The organism is Bacillus sp. FSL R5-0585 (assembly GCF_038004545.1).
Taxonomy (GTDB): domain Bacteria; phylum Bacillota; class Bacilli; order Bacillales; family Bacillaceae_G; genus Bacillus_A; species Bacillus_A cereus.
This window is the reverse complement of the sequence record NZ_JBBORJ010000002.1, coordinates 192,976-215,746: the sequence shown is the minus strand read 5'-3', so window position 1 is coordinate 215,746 and position 22,771 is coordinate 192,976. Positions and strand designations below refer to the sequence as shown.

Sequence of the window (22,771 nt, the reverse complement as noted above, 5' to 3'; positions counted from 1 at the left end):
AGTGAACTGAAGTGACCCAATGAAATAAGACAAGGAAAAAACACCTCTTATACCGTATTTAATTTAAATACGAATATACGGAGGTGTTTCTTTTATGGGGACGAGAAAATCTTATTCAGAAGAAATTAAATGGAAAGCAATCGAGCTGAAAAAACAAGGATACACAAATAAAGAAATTATGGAACAATTAGGAATTAAAAATAAAGCACAGATTAAAACTTGGATGAAGTGGCATCGTGAAGGTGAAACGTATCGTTTTAGTCGCCCTGTAGGAAAACAAAGTACGCTACAAAAGGCTAGTGAAGGAGGTATAACTGAAATCGAGAAACTTCAGATAGAGAATCGGAAATTAAAAATGCAACTAGATATTTTAAAAAAGTACCAAGAAATCGAGAGGAGTTGGTTAAAGAAGTAGTTGTAGAAGTAGTGGAGTTGATGAAAGATGAGTACTCCATTAAAGAGATATGTATATTAATTGGTATACCTCGTTCTACTTATTATCGATGGAAAAATAAAGTGAAAGATGTAAAGGAAGCAAAATTAGAACAGGCTATTTTGAAAATTTGTATGACAAATCACTTTCGATATGGACATCGAAAAGTTACTGCTTTATTGAAACGAAAATATAATTATCACCTAAATCGAAAAACCGTACAAAAAATAATGCAAAAGAAAAATTTACAATGTAGGGTTAAAAGAAAGAGAAGAACCTGGATCAATGGGGAAAGTAGAATTGTTGTAGAGAATCTCTTAAATAGAAATTTTCAAGCTAACAAGCCAAATGAAAAATGGGTTACAGATATTACATATTTGCCATTTGGTACAGAGATGTTGTATTTATCAAGTATTATGGATTTATATAACAATGAAATCATTGCGTATGAAATAAGTAACAGACAAGACGTAACACTTGTCTTAAACACAGTTGAGAAGGCGATCAAACTAAAACAAAAGACTCAAATTATACTACATAGTGATCAAGGGGCCGTGTATACCTCCTACGCTTTCCAAACGTTATCTAAAGAGAATGGCATTACCACAAGTATGTCCCGTAAAGGAAATTGTCATGATAATGCCGTAATAGAATCTTTTCATTCCTCATTGAAATCTGAATTGTTTTACTCCCAAGAAAAACAAATACATTCAACCTCTACTCTCAAACAACTCATTCACGATTACATTGAGTATTATAATACGGAACGTATTCAAGAAAAGTTAAACTACCTGTCTCCTATAGAATATAAGAAACAGGTAGCATAGGTGTTTTTTTCATGTACCAAATTCGTGGGTCAGTTCAACATGTTATCTAGGTGTTTTTTCTTTGTCTCACCAAATGGGGTCAGACCACTGTATATTTCTACAAAAAGAATAGCGTTTTTAAGGTCAAATTAATATGAGATTATATTGGTTTAATAAAATCCTATAAATTCTCTTATAGAGTTTAATCTTTGGGAACCGTATTATAATTTATAAGGATTATTCTTTGTTAAATTTTTTAATTCTTTTTCAAGGGAAAGCTTAAGGCTTTTCTTTTTCTTTTCAATGGATGTGATCTTATGAAAAGTTAACAAAGATAACATAGAGAATAATTTATAATATATCTCTGTAGATCCGTTCTTATTGTTTGAAATAATTTGCTCCATAGTATAGAATCTCCTTTTTTAACACAGTCCTATTTTTAATTTCAATACTTGGTTACTATTTTACCAATTTTTATTAAAATCTTCTACTTTACTAATTATTAATTCTTGATAATCTACATTCTAATTCTATATTTACCTTTAACAGTGCAATTTTTTTCATTTGGGGGATACTTCAAAATGTTAAGTTGATGGGCATGTATTGTGACCCCAATTACATAGTTTAATACATTAGAAAAGCTAATTCTATCTTATACATGGGTATAGAATTAGCTTTTTAATATCTATTTTTCTTAGCGTGGTTTTTTCCGAAATGCTGGCGGTACCCCTTCAGGACCGTACTGATGGACCCAACGCATAATCGTTGTATGAGAAATGTATAAACCCCGTTCCTCCATCATTCCCACTACATCACGAAAACTAAGGTTGTACCGTTAACAAAATTATATCGGACTGATAATGCTTCCATTTGAACAAATTTTCCTTTTCCATACTGATCACACACCTTTTCTATAGTAGTAATATCAGTATGTCCAAGTTTAAGAGTTTTTTTGCACCAGAACCCATAACTTCAGTTATATAATTTAATATTACCTTAAAATTCAGTGAACTATAATCTGCATTCATCCATATAAATTCCCTCTAATAAATCTCTTAGTACTTAATTCGAATTTACAATATAAACGAAAGGAAGAGCTTAACGTTAGTCCCTTTTTTTTATTATAAATTTCAACCCTAAAAGGATTTCTAACATGTGCATAAACATGTATAATAAAATAAAATATTTTATTTTAGAAATGAGGGAATACTAATTAAAGAGTTCGTAACGGCAATTCATCATCATTTAAAACCATTAGGGTTTAAAAAAAAGAAATTCACATTCATTAAATCAGATTCTAATTTTCACCAAATAATAAATTTTCAAAAAAGTGACTTTGGAGATAATTTTTATATTAATATTGGGATTCATCCTGTAGATTTCCCACAACTTTTGACAACAACTAACTTAAATATACCTCATAATCCTAAAATCGAAGATTGTATACTGTTTAATCGAATAGAAACCTTAAAGATTCAAGAAGACTCAATTAGAATACCTATTAATGATTTTTATGACCAAACTGACATCCCTACGTATATAACAGTTATAAATAATTGGTTTAAAGAATGGTCTTCGTATAAGAAGCTTGCGAATGTAGATTCACAATCAATTTGTCCAGTTTTAGCTACGGTACCTATTTTAAAAGAAAAGCTTTACTTACTCTTAAAATGTTTTTCTTTCTATAAACTTGAACAATATCAAGATGCTGACTTATATTTAAATCAATACCTCAACCTTGGTGTCTATGAAAATTCTGAAAACGAATCTTTAATAGAATTTCCAGCGGTTGATAAACATATTAAACAGTTACTAACAGAAAAAGCAATGTGAAAACACATTGCTTTTTTTACTACATAAAATCTTTTGGTCTATATAAGGTTACTACTGTTTGATATCCGTATTTTTTCATTAATTTTGCGCGTTTTGATGCTGCTTTTCTCCCTGTACGAGTATTAGGTTTTATAATTCTAACCACATTCGGATTCGTCCGTAATACTCCATCTTTTCTAACCTTTTTTCCATTGGGTAAAGTTATTGGGACTTCAGGTTTCCACTTTGCCTTATCCCTTTGTTGAATATATTTATGCGCACGCTGTCCAGCCCTTGCAGCATTTCTAGTATTAGCATTTCTAACACCTTTTGCAGCAAAACCAACAGCCTTTTTAGCTATTTTTAAAGGCTTAACATAATTCGAAGCAACTGCCCATCCGACTTGCTTCCAGTTTCCACCTGCTTTATATGCTTTATACCCATCATATGCTGCAAATCCAGCATTAACTGCAATCCATACCCAATGACCATCCGGATCCACATTCATAACCGGATTGTTATCACTATACGTATACCCATTCATTGTAATTGGGTCATCTTCATCACCTGGATCAGGATCCACCGATAAGAACACACCATGCTCTGGGTTATAATAGCGCGCAATCAGATAATACATGCCAATTTCTTTATCATACATGTATCCTGCATATCCAAATGGGTTGTCTGCTGCGATATCTTTTGCGTCGCTCTTTAATACATTACCCCACGAATCATATTCATATGTTGCTACAACTTCTTTATCTTGATTCGTCATTGCAACTACATCACCACGAGGATTATAGTGGTAGTATAATGTTTGTCCTTTTGACTTCATTGCTAGTCGTACGCCACTTGTAGAGTATACATATTGGCGAAGTACGTTTCCATTGCCATCAGTTTCATACACTGGATTAATGCTGTCTCCATCATAGAAGTAGCGTGTTACTTGACCATTTACACTCTTTTCAATACGACGATTATCTTCATCATACTTATAAGTCGCAAATGCATTGCTCTCACCTTGTTTTGTGATAGCTACGATCTGGTCATCTTCATTCCATGTATACTTGTACTTTCCATCAGACGTACGATTTCCATTCGCATCATACGTTAACGATTCATTCCCGAATTTGACAAGCTGATTTCCTTCATTGAATGTTGCCGCTATAGATTTTGTTTCTTTTCCGTTCTCTACAACTTTCACACTCGTACGGTTTCCAAATCCATCGTATGTGTAAGATTTAGTTGTTCCGTTTGGTAATGCCTCGTTTAATAGTTGGTTAATCGGGTCATATACAAAGTTTGTTTCTGTTACTTTCCCGCCCGCACCTTCATGTTTAATCTTCGTACGGTTGCCCGCTTGATCATATTCATATCGTTCAGAAAGAAGAATACTATTTGATGTACCTACTACTAAATCTTTAATTTTATTCGCATGGTCATAGTTAAAGGTAGAACCTGAACCATTACCAGCTGTATACGTACGAACATTTCCTTGATCGTCATAATCAAAGCGATACGTTTGAGAACCGTCTGTCACACGAATGTTTTGATCTAACGTGTTGTAGTCATACGATACTTTATTTGTGTATCCGCCTTGCGTTACTGTTTGTTCTTTTAGTTTTTCTGTCTTACTGTTTGCTTTGTCGTGGTATGCCCAATCAATTTTTCCGCCTCGGCTATCTGTTGCGCTTGTGACGCGGTCTGCCTTATCGTATGTTTTTGTTCGTTCTACACCGTTGACATGGTCTTTTACTTTCGTAACTTGTCCATTTTGGTCACGTTCGAATGTAAATGAATCTTTTCCATTACGTTTTTCACCAACGACGCGATCTGCTGTATCATATACAGATTCTAAAATAGAGCCGTTTGGCATTTTTGTTTTAATCTTGTTTGCATTTTCATCATACGTATGTTCAATACGACGGTTTAACGCATCAATATACACTGTATTTTTATTATCTACATCATATTCATATTTGTGTGTTTGCGTTTTTCCGCCAAACATGACAGATTTCTCTGTTGTATTTCCAGTATGATCATAAAGATAATTTACAGAAGTACCATTTTTTAATGTAACCTTCGTTAATAGATTATCCTGGTTGTAATCATATAGTTTTGTATTTCCTTTTTCATCTGTCTCGCTCTTTTTATTTCCTGATGCATCATATGTGAAGGTGTTTTTCTGTCCTTCTTCATCATACATGGCAACAACATTTCCATCGTTGTCGTACTCATTTTTTACAAGAGCATTTCCTTCTAATAGACGTATATCATCAAACCAAACTTTTCCTTTGTTGTTATGTCTGAAAAGAAGATAGATTTCCATACGTTTAATTGGTTTCGTTGCTGGGATTACAACCGCACTACGATTCCAATCATTTGTCCCACTTGGGAATTTAGCCTGATAATTGGCACCACTACCATCTTGATAATGTACATCCGCCCAAATTGCATAGTCTCGAGAAAGTTTATCTGGCGCATCATTCTCTACATTTTCAGATTTAGACATCCCTGTTAGTGTAATTGGCTCTGCTTTTTTCTGATTTACAGTTACATGCTTGCCATATCCTACATTTGAACCACCATATTGGCTACGTTCTAATACAATAGATGAATGTCCCGTAAAGCTCTCTTGCTGAGAAACATCTTTTGGATCACAGCTTGTTCCATCTCCTCGAATCCAACCTGGCACACAGCCATTTCCCGCCATATTTTCTAAACTACTATTTTCAATTGGATTAAAACTAGAAGAAACTTCACCTTTTTCTAGTTGAATCTTATCAAACCAGACAGAACCACTCGTAGCAGAACCGCCATTTTCTACTTGTAAATAGATTTTTACTTTTCTCGTTTGTTCTGTTGTTTTAAAAGTAACTTGACGGTTAACCCAATCCCTCGTTCCTTGAACTTTATTGTGACGAGTATCATGCCATCCACCATCTACACCAGCACCGTCTTCATTTAATAACTGTACATTGAAGAAAGCAGCACCATTGGCTAAATCCGTTTTCATCATACCGCTTAACGTATACGTTGTATTTGGTTCTAACATTACTTCTTGAATTGCAGCAATATAGCCCCAATCATTATTTGTTGCTGTTGTTGAAATTTTAAGTGATGATTCTCCGCCCAGACCACCTGGTGCCGGTGTTGCATCTTTTGCAATAGATCCGGAATTATTCGCATTTACTGGTACCCATTTTTCCGTACCATCCATTTCAAAGCTTGGATTTTGAATCAGGTTTTCCCCTGTTCCTAACTCTTTACTTGTTTCAATCGGATTTCCGTATTTATCATTCTGTGTGAAAGAAGACGTATGAGCCGCTTGATCTGTTTGTGATACTTCTGTGTTTGCTGCTTTATAAGCAACCGTTGTTTCACGACCTTCATTATTCGTTTCTTTTATAATTCCATTATCTTTATTGTATTCGAACTTCTCAGTTCCCATTTCATCCGTCGCAGATGTTACGTTTCCATTATTATCGTACGTAAAGGACTCTGTTTGATTTTTCGGTGTTGTTGTTTTTACTAAATTATTTGCGCTGTATTCATACGTTGTTGTTAAGTTCAGACGCCCAGCATCTACAATCGTTTTCACGGGATTACCAGCATCATTATACGTATAGACCGTCTTACGTCCTTTTGGATTCGTTAACGTAACTTCTTTCGTATCCGTATTATATGCTAATGTTGTCGCTTTCCCTAATGGGTCCGTTACTTTTACTAATCTATTATTCTCATATGTGTAAATCGTTTGATATGGCTTTTCATCTGTATGCTTCGGATCATATACATGAGTGAGCAAGTCATTCTCATATCCATATCGATACGCTTTTCCTTCTGGTGTTGTAGAAGAAACAAGTAAGTCTCCTTTGTAAGTAAACGTAATAACTTTATTATCTGGTCCCGTCACTTTGGAAACTTTTTTATTTGCTCCTTCATATTGTAGTAACAATTCTTTTCCAGATGCATTCTTTACTTTAGCTAATCGGAATTCACCATCATATTCATATGTTGTCGTATTTCCATATTTATCTTTTACATATTCCATACGACCAGAATTCTCTTTTTTGGTATAAAACGTAACCGTTTGATCTTTGTCTTTGACTTCATACCCTTCCGATGTTTCCTTCATATCTAAATACACACCTGTAGGTGCTTGGTACGTTCCATCTCCCGTGCGGGTAAATGTAATTTGCGCACCATCTGCAGAAATCAGAAGTAAGTTTCCTTCTGCATCTTTCCAAATGCGTTCTTCTAAACTACTATGCCAACCTTTACCGAATAAGCCAATATGTTTACTCTGACTATTATATGTTCTTTCAATGGCTACATCTGGCCCACGCCCTGATAAGGACATATCTTTTTCATCCATCAGGAAGTTACCATTTGTCGCATTGACTTTCCCGTTTAACACATCAATGGATGCCCAGTAGTCTAACATACCTAAGAATCCAAAGTCTTGTGAGAACCTCGGCGTGAATTCTTGTGAAATCTCACTTTCAGCATGTCCAGCTTTACTATACGCTGTTACACGGAACCAATAGTTTGTAGATCCGCCATAAATTCCACCGGAATTTCGATAAACAGGAGATGGGTCTAAGGCAAGCTCTACACCTTTTTTATCATGATGAAGAAGATATTGACCTTTTGCAATTTCATCTTTTGTTGGCCAAATATTTTGTCCTTGCGTCGTCCATGTTGTCGCATTTCCTACATCAAACGCTTCATAATCTTTTCCGTTATATACCCATACTTTATAACCTGCAGCCTCAGGAACACCGTCCCATTTTAAAGAAACATATCCTGTTTGTTTGTCGGTTGCATTGATATAAGCTGAACCTGTCGGTTTCTTAACTTGTTCTAACGGTATATACATAATTGCTTCATCAGAAATTGGGCTATCACCAAATGGATACTCTGCGACAATACGAATCCAATATCCACGTGCACCACTATAATCTCCGTACGGGCTACCCGCTAAATGAGCATTTTTATAAATTGGTCCTGGATTAACTGGCGCTTCTCCACCTTTTCCATCTTCATGGAATTCAAAATGCCCTTGTGCAATTTCTTCTGGTGTTGGGAATATCTTCTTATCTTTCGTACTCCAATTTGTCACATTACCAACAGGAATATATTCATAGTCATATCCATTAAAGATTGCTACTTTATAACCTGTTGCTCCTGGGACTGCATCCCACTGTAGGTTAAAGTGACCTGAACTACTACTGCTTCCATTAGAATACGACTGTACTCTCGGTTTATTTGGTTTTGCATACGAATAGTTTACTTCTAAATAAGGTGCATTGGATCCATTTTCCGCTGCAATAAACTTCTTCCAATGGTTTTGTCCATTTCCATTTGTATGTAACTTAAATCCATTGTTTGGCCTTGCGCCTTCTACCCATGCTTTTACTGTATTTGTTACATTAAACTTAGCCCATTGTCCTCGTCCTACATCTGCATGGGCAATATTATTAGAACCAGGCTTGTTGTTCCAATTTACTCCTCCGACACTCCAGCCACCTGTAACTTCATCTAGCCATACACCATTGGGCTGATTTCCATAGTAATGCCATACTGCATACGCATGGAATGTTGCACTTTCAATTTGTGCACCTTTTAAATCTGAAATTTGCGGTTTAATAAATGCAAAGTTTGTCCCAGTTGATCCGTCATAATACCCTACTTTTAATGTATAAGCATTTTGACCACTATCCCATAAATCTCCTCCAGAATAATTTCTATTCGGGCTAAGAGTAGATACATATGCATTTTCAAAGTTATCAATCTCAATAGAAGGATCTATATTTACCGGATATTTACGTTCAGGTGCTTGTAACCACTTCGGATCTGCCGTAACAGTTAACGTATATGTTTTTTCATCTGTTTTTTCAATATTGTAACGAACAGCATCTGACGTTACAGCTTCTCCCGACTGTTGATCGACATTTGAATCATTCATATACGGTTTTGGTAATGTGAAGATGTTTTCTTTCTTCTCATCTTGGAAATGAATAGAGCCATCTTCTTGTAAACTAGGTGTTAAATCTGTTTGTAATGCAAATGTAAAAATATGATGCCCTGTATACTCACGTAATACAAAGTCTTCTTTCACATTTTCATTAAATGTCGTACTTTTTAAATCAATATTTGGGAAAATTCCCTTATACCATACTGTATTATTTTCATGTGTTGCAGTAACTGGTGATGGTTTTACTTCCCCTTTTTCACCATTTGCACTCATTAATTCATATTGAATTGTATGGTCTTTTACTTTAAATTGAACATATTTTCCATCTTGCGCTGTTTTTTCAAACTCTGGTTTTAATTTTGTATTTTCTGTAACAATCTTCTCATCTGGTGCAGTTACTAATTTAGGAGAAACCTCTTCTAATTTTCCATCTTTTTCTGTATGAATGGGTTCTGTATATACCTTTTTCGTAAATGTACCATCATTATTATCGAAAACTTTTTCTGTTTCCGTTCTTTCTTCCACTACTTCAGTTGGATTTGTCTGATTTTTTGTTTTGTTTTTCTTCAACTGATTTGGATGTGGAGAAGGTAATTCTTTTTCCTCCTTCTTTTCTACTTCTGGACTCTGTTCTGAATTTGGAGATGGTGTAAACGGTGGTGCCGTTTCAGCCAACCCATTCAGTGGTATGGAAGTAACAATTAATGCAACTACCATGAGTTGTATTAAGTACTTATACCATCGTTTTTTGCCCCAATTCTTTTCCATACATTCACCTCGTCATAATGTTATAAATCTTACAAAATGAATGTAAAAAAAAGCAGCAACAAAGTAAATCATTATTTCTAATTTGGGATAAATTGTGACAAGATATTTGTAAATTTCTCGACAATCATCACGAATGTATTCTCTATCTATAAAAATTAGGTTATAATTTTATATGTTATACATCTGTATTACACCACATGTAATATTTAATTAACTAAATATAATTCAAAAGCTGAAAAATATAATCTACAAGATATTTTCTTAATGCTAAGTAGATACATAATTTCAATAAATATAAAGTAAAGAAAGGTTTAATAACCAAATTTCATAGTTCTGTTTTGTAATCTCTGCTTTTACATACCTTCACTTATTTTTTTATAACACATATTGGAAACCCCCTTAGTTTTTGAATAAACTGAAAAATCCAATTCCTTAAGCACATGGTCGCTGTTTTAATCCGTCAGATTATTAATATTTAATGTAAATAGATACAAAATGTTAGTACCCAAAACGTTATTCGTTAATCTAAATATAATGAGTACCATAAAAAATTATTTTTTATGGTACATGGACAAAGAAAAACTGCTATTTTATTAGTGTTAAAGGCGACATAACGAACTAAAGAAGCTACCCTATAATTAAGCCTAAAAAGGGGATATCTATTAAAATTTAAAAATAACTTTCTCCTAGTAATGCACATCTTTCTCAAATATAAAAGTAAAAACCGGTTCCTTAACGTACAGGTAACCGGTTAATTTATGTCTAAATTGTGTCTAAACGTACAATTTTCTTTTTTTGATATGGTGACCCCTTATAGGTCCTACATTGCCAACAATTCCATCATTCACATTACCAACAGGTCCCACTGGAATTACAGGCCCTACTGGCGTTACAGGTCCCACTGGAATTACAGGTCCTACTGGAGTTACAGGTCCTACTGGAGTTACAGGTCCCACTGGCGTTACAGGTCCCACTGGAATTACAGGCCCTACTGGCGTTACAGGTCCCACTGGAGTTACAGGTCCCACTGGAGTTACAGGCCCTACTGGGGTTACAGGATCTACTGGAATTACAGGCCCTACTGGCGTTACAGGTCCCACTGGAATTACAGGTCCTACTGGAGTTACAGGTCCTACTGGAGTTACAGGTCCTACTGGAGTTACAGGCCCTACTGGCTTTACAGGTCCCACTGGAATTACGGGGCCTACTGGAGAAACTGAAGGTTGTCTTTGTGATTGCTGTGTTTTACCTATGCAAAATGTTTTACAACAACTTATTGGGGAAACTGTGCTTCTTGGCACTATTGCAGACGCGCCAAACGTCCCCCCTCTTTTCTTTTTATTTACTATTACTTCCGTAAATGATTTTTTAGTTACAGTTACAGATGGTTCAACATCCTTTGTAGTTAATATTTCTGATGTAACAGGAGTAGGATTTTTACCTCCAGGACCATCTATAACATTACTTCCACCTGTAGATTTAGGATGCGAATGTGATTGTCGTGAACGACCAATTAGGGAATTACTAGATACGCTTATTGGTTCTACAGTGAATCTTTTAGCAAGTACTGGCTCTACTGCAGCAGATTTTAACGTGGAACAAACAGGACTTGGTATAGTGCTAGGTACTTTACCTATAAATCCAACTACAATCGTTAGGTTTGCTATTTCAACTTGCAAAATTACAGCTGTAAATATTCTCTAAAATTTCGGAAACGTGTAATAGCAGAAAGAGCTAAATACACATCAAAATAATAGCGTATTTGAATAAAAAAGGAACGCAACCTGTAAGGGTATTCAATCCAAATCCAGTAGTGGCACCTGCAACTGTTACCTGGAATAGTACAATACCTGGTAATCCAGTCGCAAGAACAGATGCTATCTCACTGTTTATTACTCTAGGAATTACTCAAAGCGCTGTATACTCTGTATTTATATCTACTGCAGTTTAAAAACAATTAATACTTTAAACATACAAGATTAGCTGTAAAAGATTAATATTGAATAAGAATTTATGAGAGAGCCCAAAGAGTATAGGGCTCCTTTTTTATGAATTTCACTCTAAATAAATGACTTTACATATGTATATGCGCTAATTAAATTATCTTGGATTAAGTGCTATAATTAGCAGTAAGATACAGCTATAATATAGACTATTTTAAAATAAAAAAATTAATGTTTAAAATAACTTGACTCTTTTTATATTCCCCTATAGTATCTCCAAAAATATTTCAACAAGTAATTAAAGGATTAACCGTACATTCAACATTGTTCTCCATAACTTTAAAAGATTTAAACTAAAAAATAAAAATAAATTCTTAAAGAGAGGAAAAAGGAAAGAATGGGAGTTAAACAATTACTGTCGGAGGCACAACGAAATGAGTTAATGGATTTATCACGTTTAACAGAATGGGATTTGGTAACATTTCATACATTTTCTAAACATGACTTACATTTAATATTTAAGCATCGTAGAGGATATAATCGTTTAGGTTTCGCTCTTCAACTGGCATTAATTCGTTATCCTGGATGGGCTTTAACTGAGTATAAAGATATTCCTATGTCCGTAATCAAGCATATCGCAAGACAGCTACAGATTCCTGCAGAAGAGTTTTCTAAATATGCCAATCGTAGCAACACATTATGGGAGCATCTTAGTGAAATTCGTGAAGAGTATGAGTACAGTAACTTTTCTTCTAAACATGAAGAGAATCTATTGAAACATCTTACACAACAAGCTATGGAAAACAGCAATTCACTTCATTTAATTGAAATAGCACTGTCCATGTTACGGAAATCAAAAGTTATTCTTCCTGCCATGTATGTAATTGAAAATATAGTTTGGGAAGCCAAACAGCAAGCAGATCAAAAGGTATACAGTATTTTGTATGACGACTTAACATCTGAGCAAAAGAAAAAAATAGATGCTTTACTTCTACCCACAAACAATGGAATTTCGCCATTGGCTTGGTTAAAACTACTGCCCTCTCAACCATCACCAGAGTCTTTTCTCAAGGTTGTGGAGCGATTTGAATATGTAAAAGATATAGGGCTTATAGTTGATACAAGCAAGATTAATTCCAACCGCCTTCGGCAGCTTGCAAGATTAGGATCAAAATATGAACCATATGCCTTTAGAAGGTTTGATGAAGTAAGAAGATACAGTATTTTAGTTGCTTTTATGCTGGAAATCACACAAGATTTAATCGATTATGCAATTGAAATACACGATCGTATCATGATGAATCTTCAACTAAAAGGAAAAAAATAACAAGATGAGATGCAAAAAGTAAATGGTAAAAAACTAAATGAAAAACTTGTACAATTTATCAAGATATGTGGAGCACTTATTGAAGCGAAAGAGGTAGGAAAAGATGCTTTTACAGCTCTAGATGACGTTATGCCGTGGGATAAAATGGTGGAATCGGTTGAGGAAGCCAAACAGTTATCAAGACCTATAAGTTATGATTATTTAGATTTATTGGAGACTAGATATTCCTATATCAGACGGTATGCGCCTACCCTATTAAGGGTCCTCCAGTTTGGAGCAACTAAATCGGCAGAACCAGTACTTCAAGCGCTTCATACTATACATAATTTAAACATAAACGGAAAGCGAAAAGTACCGATGAGTGCACCTTTGAATTTTGTATCAAATCGTTGGCAAAAACATGTGTATGACGACGAAGGGAATGTTAATCGACATTATTACGAACTTGCAGCATTAACAGAGTTGCGAAATTACATAAGATCAGGAGATATATTTGTTTCAGGAAGTAGACAGCATAAGGCATTTGATGATTACTTAATATCTGAAGAGGATTGGAGAAACATAGTAAATGCGGAAAATTACTTGGCAGTTCCTTTAACGGTCGAGGAGTACTTAACAGAAAGGATTACTTCACTAAACGAACGTTTGGACTGGTTATCAAAAAACAGTGAAAAATTAGAAGGTGTTGATATCAGCCAAGGAAAGCTATATATGGAGAGATTAGATAAAGGGACTCCAGAAGAAGCAAAAGTATTTAGTATCCGCCTACATAATATGTTACCAAGAATCAAGCTCACAGATTTACTATTAGAAGTAGCCAGCTGGACTGGATTTCATGAGCAATTTATTCATGCTTCAACGAACAAATCTCCTGATCAAGAAGAGAAGAATATAGTATTAGCAACTCTGATGGCAATGGGAACAAATATTGGTCTTACAAAAATGGCAGAGGCTACTCCTGGAATCTCTTATAGACAAATGGCAAACACTTCACAATGGAGAATGTATGATGATGCTATGGTTCGAGCGCAGTCTGTTCTAGTTAACTTTCAACACAGGCGACAATTAGCAACATATTGGGGAGACGGTAATACATCGTCCTCAGATGGAATGCGGGTACCTATTGGCGTTCGCTCTTTACATGCTGATTCAAAACCGCATTATGGAACCGGAAGAGGAGCAACTATCTATAGATTTATAAGTGATCAATTTGCTTCCTTTTATTTAAAAGTAATTAATACAAATGCCCGAGATGCACTATACGTCCTTGATGGTTTACTTCATCATGAAACAGACCTCATGATTGAAGAACATTATACCGATACCGCCGGATATACAGATCAAGTTTTCGGATTAACACATCTTCTAGGCTTCCGCTTTGCACCACGTATTCGTGACTTAATGGATACGAAACTTTTTACTATTAATGGTGTGCCTGAACATCCAAATGTTCAGGCACTATTAAAAGGTAAAATTAATTTAAAGGTAATTCAAGAAAATTACAATGATGTTTTACGGTTAGCATACTCCGTAAGAACAGGTAAAGTATCTAGCTCACTTATAATGGGGAAACTTGGATCTTATGCAAGACAAAATAAATTAGCAACCGCCCTTGGTGAAATGGGGCGAATAGAAAAAACGATTTTTACCTTAGATTATATTTCAAGTAAATCAGTGAGGAGAAAAATACAAAAAGGCTTAAACAAAGGTGAAGCCACAAATGCCTTAGCCAGGGCTATATTTTTCGGAAAGAGTGGAGAGTTTAGAGAAAGAGCCCTTCAAGATCAATTGCAACGGGCCAGTGCACTTAACATTATTATTAATGCGATAAGTGTATGGAATACGGTCTATATGGAAAAAGCCGTAGAAGAATTAAAACTTACAGGCGAATTTCGAGAAGATTTAATGCCGTATATATGGCCTTTAGGTTGGGAACACATCAATTTCTTAGGAGAATATAAGTTTGAGGGATTACATTCAACAAGTTTACAATCTTTACGCCCTTTAAATAAGAAAGAGCCGATTTACTCTTAGCGGGGGAAATTTCGGCTCTTTTTTTAGATAAATTCTCTTAGCGTGGTTTTTTTCCGAAATGCTGGCGGTACCCCATGCCCATCAACTTAAGAATACAAATCAGCCCCAAAACGAAAAAATGAGCTTTTTTATTACAAATTAGCATAAAATATTGTTCTGGGGGTAGTTATATTTTCTTGGCTTGATAGCGATGGGGTCCTGCCAACATAACAAGAATTTCGTACGCCAAGGAATTATTAGGTATATTTTTTAATATATCCATTTTAAAAATAAGTTATGCAAATAATTTGTTATATTTGCATGTACCCTAGCTGATATAATGTATAAGACAATTATTGGCTAATTAATAGTTCGCATATATTAGGGAGGTACATAAGTAATGATAGAAATAATCGCGGCATTAGTTTCACTAGTCGTACATTTTATTAGTTATCTCTTTTCAACAGGAGAAGACAAGAAAAAGGCAAAAGCAGATTTAAAAGAAGTTGTTACTGGTACTTATGGGAAAATGTTGTTAGGATTTTTTGGAGCTGCGGCGGTTACAGGAATATTTGTAGTCATTTGGATTTTATCAGAGTAAACCTTTCCGTTATTTTAGCCTATATAACGTATAAGGAAACTATTGGCTAATCAAGTGTACATATTTGCGTATGACGCAATAGATGTTTAACCAAGAAGAAAAGCATTAGAGGAAACAAGAAATTGAATAATAAGATATTTTGCAAAATATTTCTCTTTGTGAAAAGATAAAATCCTAATCTCAGATCTTATCTTTTTTATTTGTTAATTTGCAATAGGGCTACCGCCATATGCCCATTTTCATGATTAGTTCGTTTTACTTTTAATACTCTCAGTTGCTTTTTTAAATAGTTTCATTGCCTGTTCTGCTTTGTTTTCTGCCTGTTCCAACTTATTATCATTTTGTTCTTCTAATGCATCTGAGAGTAATTGCAGAGCATTCCAGTAATTATCCATTGCCTGCTTTATCTTTTTTTGTTCAACTTCTAACCCTTTAGGTGCCTCAAGGTATTTGATGTCTCTTACGTGTATTTTTGCCATATCCAAACTCAATTGGATTTCACTTTTCTTTGACTCATAATCCTTTATATCTGAATGCCCTATATTTTGTATCATTCTCATAACTTCATCCATCTTATTTGTATTTTCTACGATGGCTGCTTTGTATTTATCAACTTCTGAACCACTAACTTTGTCGTTTAAATCTTCCTCACGATGACCCTCTTTCGCATGTTTCTGGTTCTCTTCCTTTACCTTTTGCTCTACATCAGGGTATTTCTCGTTTATCCCATTAAATACTGTCTCCCATTTAGAAACACCATCATCTATCCCAAACATACCGTTTTGTATGCTTTCTTTTGCTTTATCCTTATCATATTCACCATCATACTTACGGGCATCATACTGTCTAACTGCATCTTCTATTTTTATTAGGTGTTTTCTAATCTCTTCTACCCCTTCTTGTATTAAAAATTGGTAGTCTTCATACTTTTTAGGTGGTTTGATTTTTTCAAAACGGTTTATGTCCAAACTAATGTGACTAATTAAGGAATCTATCTCACCTATGTAGACACCCTCTTTTGTAAATAATTCATCAGTTTTCTTTTCTAATTTTTTAAAATGATACTGGAATTCTAAGTGTAGTTCAGTCAAACGATAAGGGTAATCTTCTTCAGATAATTTTACCTTGTTTTCACCTTCTGTGTCTGATACATTTGATTTACTTTCTTTACTACTTGATTCGTCTTCCTTACTTCCCTTTTCATACTCAATTCTAGACAAGGCGTTTCTTAGTTGATTTTCAATCTGTTCATCACTATAGTGTAATTTCTTTAGGTCAGATACCATTTTATCTGCATCATAATACTTATCTACTTTTCTATACTCTGACTGTGTAAGTCCATATGTATTTAATGTGCAACCTACTAGCATGAAACTAACACTTAACCCTGCTATTGCGATACCCTTAAATGATTTATTAATATTCATTTTAAACTTATCCCCTTTTTCTCTTAGTAATTCTTTTCTTCAACAATAGACAGACCTTCATGAGTTTTTGCATTGTCTGCTGCGTAGTTTAGTTTTCCTAACTTATTGTTTCAGTCTTAACTTAAATTTCTTTCTTATAATTACAAAAAGGATATACCAAAACATATAACTGCTAGTAAAATATATCCTTATATTATTTTATAATGATAACAATTAATGAGTCAAAGTGATTTGCGAAAATTATATAAAACAGGCATAATTTATTAGTTACTTGGTACTACCTTTACAGGAGTAGCAACACGTCTTCATCAACCCCAAAAAACAAATAACCAAACGAAATTTTGTGCTGACTTGTGACAAAAAACCTCATTTTTTCATTTTAGGAAAATCCTGAATTCTTAAATTAATTTGCATGGGGTACCGCCACATCGTTATCAAGCTAAGGTTTTGCACTATTCATAAAGAAAAAAAGACGTTATCCTTTTTGTAGAATTATAGGAAAGGATGGCGTTTTTTTATGGATCTTCCGATTCTTGACGAACTTCAACCGATTGCTGAAGAATTACAACAATATATGTCTCCCCATGTTCTAGAGCACTTAGCTAAAGAAATAGGATTCGTTCATCGAAAGAGTAAATATCAAGCAAAGGAATTAGTTGCTTTATGTGTATGGCTTAGCCAACAGGTTGCAAGTACATCACTCACACAATTATGTAGCTGTCTTGAAGTATCTACAGGTGTTCTTATCAGCCCTGAAGGGCTTAACCAACGATTTAATGCTTCCGCAGTACAGTTTCTTGAACAAGTTCTAGCTAAACTTCTAACTCAAAGAATTCATTCAACACAAGAAATAATTCATCAATACACCACGACCTTTAAGCACATTCGGATTCTAGATTCTACAACATTTCAGCTTCCAGATATATTTTCTTCACATTATCAAGGTTCGGGTGGAAGTAGCCATACGGCAGGAGTCAAAATTCAATTAGAGTATGACTTATTGAGTGGGAAGTTCCTGCACGTTTATGTAGGAGAAGGAAGAGAAAATGATAAAGCCTTTGGTTCAACAAGCCTACAAACCATTCGACCAAAAAACTTGTATATAAGAGATTTAGGCTATTTTGACTTACATGATTTACAGAATATCCATGATAAAGGAGCTTACTATATCTCACGTTTGAAATTAAATTCTCGAATCTATCGTAAGAATGATAGGCCAGAGTATTTTCGAAATGGGACCCTGAAGAAAGGGTCACTCTATATTCAGTTAGATATGGAAGAAATCATGAATCAATTGTCCCCTGGTCAAACAATGGAGATTTCAGAGGCATACATTGGACAGTATCAAAAATTACCAGCTCGTGTTATTATTCATCGATTAACAAAAGAACAAACAGAGAAAAGGTTGAAGGAACAAGCCAAAAAAGAAAAAAAGAAAGGTATTACCTACAAAGAACGAAGTAAACGGTTGAGTGGGATCAACGTGTATATTACGAATCTTTCTACAGAAAATGTTCCAACGGAACATATCCATGACTTGTATTCATTACGCTGGCAAATTGAAATTTTGTTCAAAACATGGAAATCTTTTTTTAAAATTGACAGGTGCAAAGAAATTAAGAAAGAACGCTTAGAATGCCATTTATATGGGCAACTCATTAGTATTTTACTCTGTTCATCGACGATGTTCAAAATGCGTCAGTTACTCTTAGATAAGAAAAAGAAAGAGCTGAGTGAATACAAATCCATCTATATGATAAAGAATTATTATCTATTGTTTTATGAGGGACTAAAGAAGGGCATCCATGAATTATTAAAAATTTTATTGCGTTTGTTTTACCAGTTAGAAAAAAACGGACGAAAATCTCACCGGTATGAAAAGAAAACAGTCTTTGATATCTTAGGTGTTGTGTATGATTGTACGTTGTCACAAGGTTTCCAAGTTGCATAATATTTTTAAAAACACCTATTTAATAGGTTTATTTGTTATGCACACCTTTAGTGTAGTCGTAAAAATTTCAAAAAACACATTCACATATACCCTCTTGTCCCCCTTAGCTTGATGGGCATGTGGCGGTACCCCTTTAATAAAAGAATTTCAAAAATCTGAGAAAAAGTACTTTGGATTTAACTAGAGTTTTTAGTTCTTTTCTGGGCTATAGGAAGCATATCGACTATCATAATCTAATAGGGGTACCACCACATCGCTATCAAGCTAATACAACAGAATCCTCCTAAAATGGAAAATAATGAAAATAGAGTTTTGGTGAAACAAAGATGGAGAAAGACAAAAGATACAAAGGGTTGGTTATATGATATCTGTCAAGACCTTACGGTAGTAGAAAAAGACTATAAACCTGAAGTGTGTTGTAGCAGTTACGAGTGTGGATGCTATGGTATGCCAAACAATCCAGTAGTTTGCAAGAAGTGTATCAAACAACATACTTTTAAATCAAAACTAAATCTAAGAAAGAACTCAAAACGAGGTCTTCATAAACGTAAAATAGATGTGTATCTTCCATAAAGGGGTAGCACCACATCGCTATCAAGCTAAGCTCATACAACGTCAATTATAGTAAAAGGTTGTTTCTTTTTTCTAAAGGCTACGGTGTAGGAAATGGTGCCCCCTATTTATCGATCAATATCAATGGTAAATTAAAGCGATGACTTCACTAATTATAAGTTTTTAATAAACTATTAAAAAAACAATAAAATATAATAAGAAAATGTTAAACAGCCCTTAATCCACTTGTAATGATTTTTCTTAAAATTAGCTCTTATTGTATTCCCTCGTTGAATAAAACCTCTTATAAAGGAATCTGGGAGGTCATTTTTAAGTTATAAAAACTAATTTTCGGATTCAGTGCAAATAAAAGGAAAAATAATCCGTTTTATGTAACATTTTTCCTTTTATTTTGACTTAATGTAATCTGTGTTGTCCTGATAATTGCTCTTCAGCCATTCGAACTAAGCGTTTTGTAATTTCTCCACCGACAGAGCCATTTGCACGTGATGATGTATCAGGTCCAAGTGTAACTCCTAATTCACGGGCAATTTCATACTTCATTTGCTCAATAGCGCTTGCAGCAGCAGAAATAAGAATTTCATTTGTATTACTTTTACTTTCGTGTCTTTGAATATTCATAATTGCACCTCCACTATATTTGTATATAACATGTGCTTAATTATGATATTTATGCGTAAGTAGACTATTTTCTTCTAGAATTTTTAGGAGAATTCTTTTTCGTTTTCTCTTTCCCATATTCAACTAACTGAACTTGAAAAATATCTGAATCCTGAATTCCTAATACATTCATTTCTTCTCTAAATGAACGCCAGGACTCTACCTTTATTGATTTTTCTTGGCCGTTTCTTAATTTATAGATTCTTGAGTATTCTATAATTAACCCTCCTCAAATGTTAAATAATCTACATTGTACTTCAGTATGTCAATAAAACCGCCCTTGAGGACGGTCTCTCTTTACGTTATTTTTTTATAGCTCTACGTTTTCTTATTTTCTCTTTAATATATTTTATGTTACGTATGCCTAGACGAATCGAAGCGAATATAAGGTAAAACATTAAAATGACGTAGATTGCTATCCAACTCATATACATAAAGGTACCTTGAAATCCATTTTCAGTAAGCCAATTAGTGACCCACATTCCACCGAAGTAAGCTGGGATTGTAAGCAAACTTACATCTTTAGGATCCGTCGCAAGATAAATCATCAAAAATAGAAAAACAAGCGCACCCATCGTACTAACATTTTCAAAAATCATTTTCGAACATCACCTACTTTATGATTAAAATGTATCAATATTTCACTATTTTACTCACATACTCTCTCTGTATCTCTGATTATTCTCTGTTCTTTCTGTTGTCATACAATGACTTCCCTACCATGATGAAAAATATAATGAATATAGTTATATAAGGATTATCAAAAATTAGGAAATATACGCTAACTGCAAACACAAATGCTAAAATTAAATATCCCAATTCCCCCACCTCTTCATCCAAAAACACATTCATACTTTTAATTCTTATTTAAGCTCTTAAAGCCTGTTTTCCTACTTTAAACACGCTCTTTTATTTTCCTAAACTTTAAATTAAACAGTAAGACTCCCACTCCCAAAATAGGAAATAGCAATGAAATTAATTAGGAAAATACCTAATTCTAAAAGTCCGTTTGCTTCAACTATTAATCATTGAGGGATTGGCTCTCTCCACTGACAGAACCAATCGCACGTGCTAATGGTATCTATTCCAAGTGTAGCTCCTAATTTACAAGCTGTCACTAAGCTTAACTACAAAAGTACTTTTGATTGAATATATTTTTTTATCAATAGAATCACTTACTTATTGTTTTTTCATACGAATAACACCCTTGTTAATCATATAAAAACCACATAATAAAATTAGGTTCATATATTAAAACCTTACATCAACATATCCGCAAATGAAGCCCCCACATTATTCTTTCTTTTCATATGCTTTTCTAAATAGATTTTTGTTGTTTGGATATTTTCGTGACCTAGTGTTTGCATTAAATGATATAGATCCGCATTTCCTTGTTCAACTGCCATGATTGCAAATGCATGACGGAATGTATGTGCCGTTACAGGATTTTCACGATACTTTAAGAAATCTAAATTTGTCTTTTTTATCATGTCTGTTACCTGATTTGATAACGTTTTCGAATTATATAAATTCCCTCTTTGATTTACGAATAAAGGACATTCATCTCCCCGATCCAATATCGTTTGGAACCCTCTTCTCCGTCTCATTTCGCTAATACACTGGAATAAATGCTCAGGAATGAAAAGTTCACGTACTTTATCCCCTTTTCCCGTGACTTTTAACCAATACTTTCCGTCATAATGTAAGTCTTTCACTCTCGCGGTGCACAACTCTTGAATTCTAGCGCCGGTACTTGCTAGAGCTAGTAAAATTGTATAGTTTACTAAATGCCCTTGTTCTTTATAAAACCCTAAAATTTTCATCACTTCATCATAGGATAGGTCTCGATTTGGCCGATCCTGTTCATTTACATTCGCGCGCTGCAGTTCTTCATGAAGAGGTCTTTCAATATAAGCAAATACATGAAGATGTTTTAGGAAAGAACGTATAAGTACTGATTTTTTTGCAAGTGTTGCGGCTGCGTACGTATCTCCATTTCTCCCGTTCTCTACTTGCTTCAACCAAGCATTATATTTACGAATATGCCAAGGCTTTAATGTTTTTAATAACGAATCATTTTGCTGTACCTCTTCCCCATTCAATTCGAATTCCTCTGCATGCTGCACCATGCACTGACAAAATGATAAGATTTCGGAAACATAACTCTTTTTCGTATCCTCTTTTCTATTCTTCTTCTCATCCATATCTTTTTGTAAATGTACGAAATGATAAATGACTTCCAGATCACTTAAATACGTATATTTACTCTTTCCCTCTTTTTCTGCAACCTCCATCTTTTCTTCCACCTTATCTACATAACGACTATCATGCAGGAATGGAAACATATCTCTTATGTTTTCTACATATGTATCTATATTTTCACTTTTATTCTTTATTATAGGTAAGTTCTCTTTTTCATTTTGTTTATCCATAATTCGAATTCACCACTCCTATTGAAGATTATGAATATAATTATC

At 34.3% G+C, this 22,771-nt stretch carries 14 protein-coding genes and 2 pseudogenes; 8 read left to right on the top strand and 8 right to left on the bottom strand.

Translation table 11 applies throughout. The annotated features are described in order from the left end of the window. The first annotated feature begins 94 nt into the window (after window positions 1–94). A protein-coding gene (locus tag MKY38_RS27595) for an IS3 family transposase (RefSeq protein ID WP_170965754.1) occupies window positions 95–1,260 on the top strand; the annotation gives its coding sequence in 2 pieces (ribosomal slippage) (window positions 95–392 and window positions 392–1,260; 1,167 coding nt in all). 200 nt (window positions 1,261–1,460) lie between these two features. Here MKY38_RS27595 and MKY38_RS27590 read toward each other — a convergent pair. Continuing rightward, the gene (locus MKY38_RS27590) at window positions 1,461–1,643 is read right to left on the bottom strand and encodes a hypothetical protein (RefSeq protein WP_042512152.1); all 183 of its coding nucleotides are present in this window, start codon (window positions 1,641–1,643) and stop codon (window positions 1,461–1,463) included. Window positions 1,644–1,969: 326 nt separating this feature from the next. Beyond that, window positions 1,970–2,132, bottom strand: a pseudogene (locus tag MKY38_RS27585) (IS6 family transposase); the annotation flags it as partial. A 289-nt stretch (window positions 2,133–2,421) separates the two neighbouring features. Here MKY38_RS27585 and MKY38_RS27580 point away from each other — a divergent pair. Beyond that, the gene (locus tag MKY38_RS27580; protein ID WP_341050817.1) at window positions 2,422–3,072 is read left to right on the top strand and encodes a DUF4304 domain-containing protein; all 651 of its coding nucleotides are present in this window, start codon (window positions 2,422–2,424) and stop codon (window positions 3,070–3,072) included. 19 nt (window positions 3,073–3,091) lie between these two features. Here MKY38_RS27580 and MKY38_RS27575 read toward each other — a convergent pair whose 3' ends face one another. Beyond that, window positions 3,092–9,799: a DNRLRE domain-containing protein gene (locus MKY38_RS27575; RefSeq protein ID WP_341050709.1), complete on the bottom strand. Its 6,708-nt coding sequence runs from the start codon at window positions 9,797–9,799 to the stop codon at window positions 3,092–3,094. Window positions 9,800–10,612: 813 nt separating this feature from the next. On the opposite strand from MKY38_RS27575, the gene MKY38_RS27570 reads away from it, so the two are divergent. The 4 genes and pseudogenes from MKY38_RS27570 (at window position 10,613) to MKY38_RS27555 (ending at window position 15,683) form a co-directional block, all read left to right on the top strand. Next, entirely contained in the window at window positions 10,613–11,503 is an 891-nt protein-coding gene (locus MKY38_RS27570) for an exosporium leader peptide-containing protein (protein ID WP_341050814.1), read from the top strand. Between the two features lie 109 nt (window positions 11,504–11,612). Continuing rightward, the gene (locus tag MKY38_RS27565; protein ID WP_341050820.1) at window positions 11,613–11,750 is read left to right on the top strand and encodes a hypothetical protein; all 138 of its coding nucleotides are present in this window, start codon (window positions 11,613–11,615) and stop codon (window positions 11,748–11,750) included. A 389-nt stretch (window positions 11,751–12,139) separates the two neighbouring features. Beyond that, window positions 12,140–15,103 (top strand): annotated as a pseudogene (locus tag MKY38_RS27560) (Tn3 family transposase). A gap of 379 nt (window positions 15,104–15,482) precedes the next feature. Next, complete coding sequence (locus tag MKY38_RS27555) at window positions 15,483–15,683, top strand: hypothetical protein (protein ID WP_000569755.1); 201 nt, start codon at window positions 15,483–15,485, stop codon at window positions 15,681–15,683. Between the two features lie 245 nt (window positions 15,684–15,928). Here the strand turns inward: MKY38_RS27555 and MKY38_RS27550 are convergent, their stop codons facing one another. Beyond that, the gene (locus MKY38_RS27550) at window positions 15,929–17,110 is read right to left on the bottom strand and encodes a DUF7018 domain-containing (lipo)protein (protein ID WP_341050707.1); all 1,182 of its coding nucleotides are present in this window, start codon (window positions 17,108–17,110) and stop codon (window positions 15,929–15,931) included. A 517-nt stretch (window positions 17,111–17,627) separates the two neighbouring features. Between MKY38_RS27550 and MKY38_RS27545 the strand changes: the two genes are divergently transcribed. After that, on the top strand, window positions 17,628–19,061 hold the full coding sequence (locus MKY38_RS27545) for an IS4 family transposase (protein WP_000365467.1): 1,434 nt from the start codon (window positions 17,628–17,630) through the stop codon (window positions 19,059–19,061). Between the two features lie 288 nt (window positions 19,062–19,349). Then, complete coding sequence (locus tag MKY38_RS27540; RefSeq protein WP_341050703.1) at window positions 19,350–19,634, top strand: hypothetical protein; 285 nt, start codon at window positions 19,350–19,352, stop codon at window positions 19,632–19,634. Between the two features lie 396 nt (window positions 19,635–20,030). Here MKY38_RS27540 and MKY38_RS27535 read toward each other — a convergent pair whose 3' ends face one another. From MKY38_RS27535 to MKY38_RS27520, 4 genes are all read right to left on the bottom strand, one after another. Continuing rightward, window positions 20,031–20,255: an alpha/beta-type small acid-soluble spore protein gene (locus tag MKY38_RS27535; RefSeq protein WP_341050700.1), complete on the bottom strand. Its 225-nt coding sequence runs from the start codon at window positions 20,253–20,255 to the stop codon at window positions 20,031–20,033. A gap of 64 nt (window positions 20,256–20,319) precedes the next feature. Beyond that, a complete protein-coding gene (locus tag MKY38_RS27530; protein WP_341050811.1) occupies window positions 20,320–20,514 on the bottom strand; it encodes a hypothetical protein in 195 nt (64 codons plus the stop codon). Window positions 20,515–20,596: 82 nt separating this feature from the next. Beyond that, on the bottom strand, window positions 20,597–20,893 hold the full coding sequence (locus MKY38_RS27525) for a hypothetical protein (protein WP_086397469.1): 297 nt from the start codon (window positions 20,891–20,893) through the stop codon (window positions 20,597–20,599). Between the two features lie 660 nt (window positions 20,894–21,553). Next, complete coding sequence (locus tag MKY38_RS27520; protein WP_341050695.1) at window positions 21,554–22,726, bottom strand: tyrosine-type recombinase/integrase; 1,173 nt, start codon at window positions 22,724–22,726, stop codon at window positions 21,554–21,556. Window positions 22,727–22,771 lie beyond the last annotated feature (45 nt).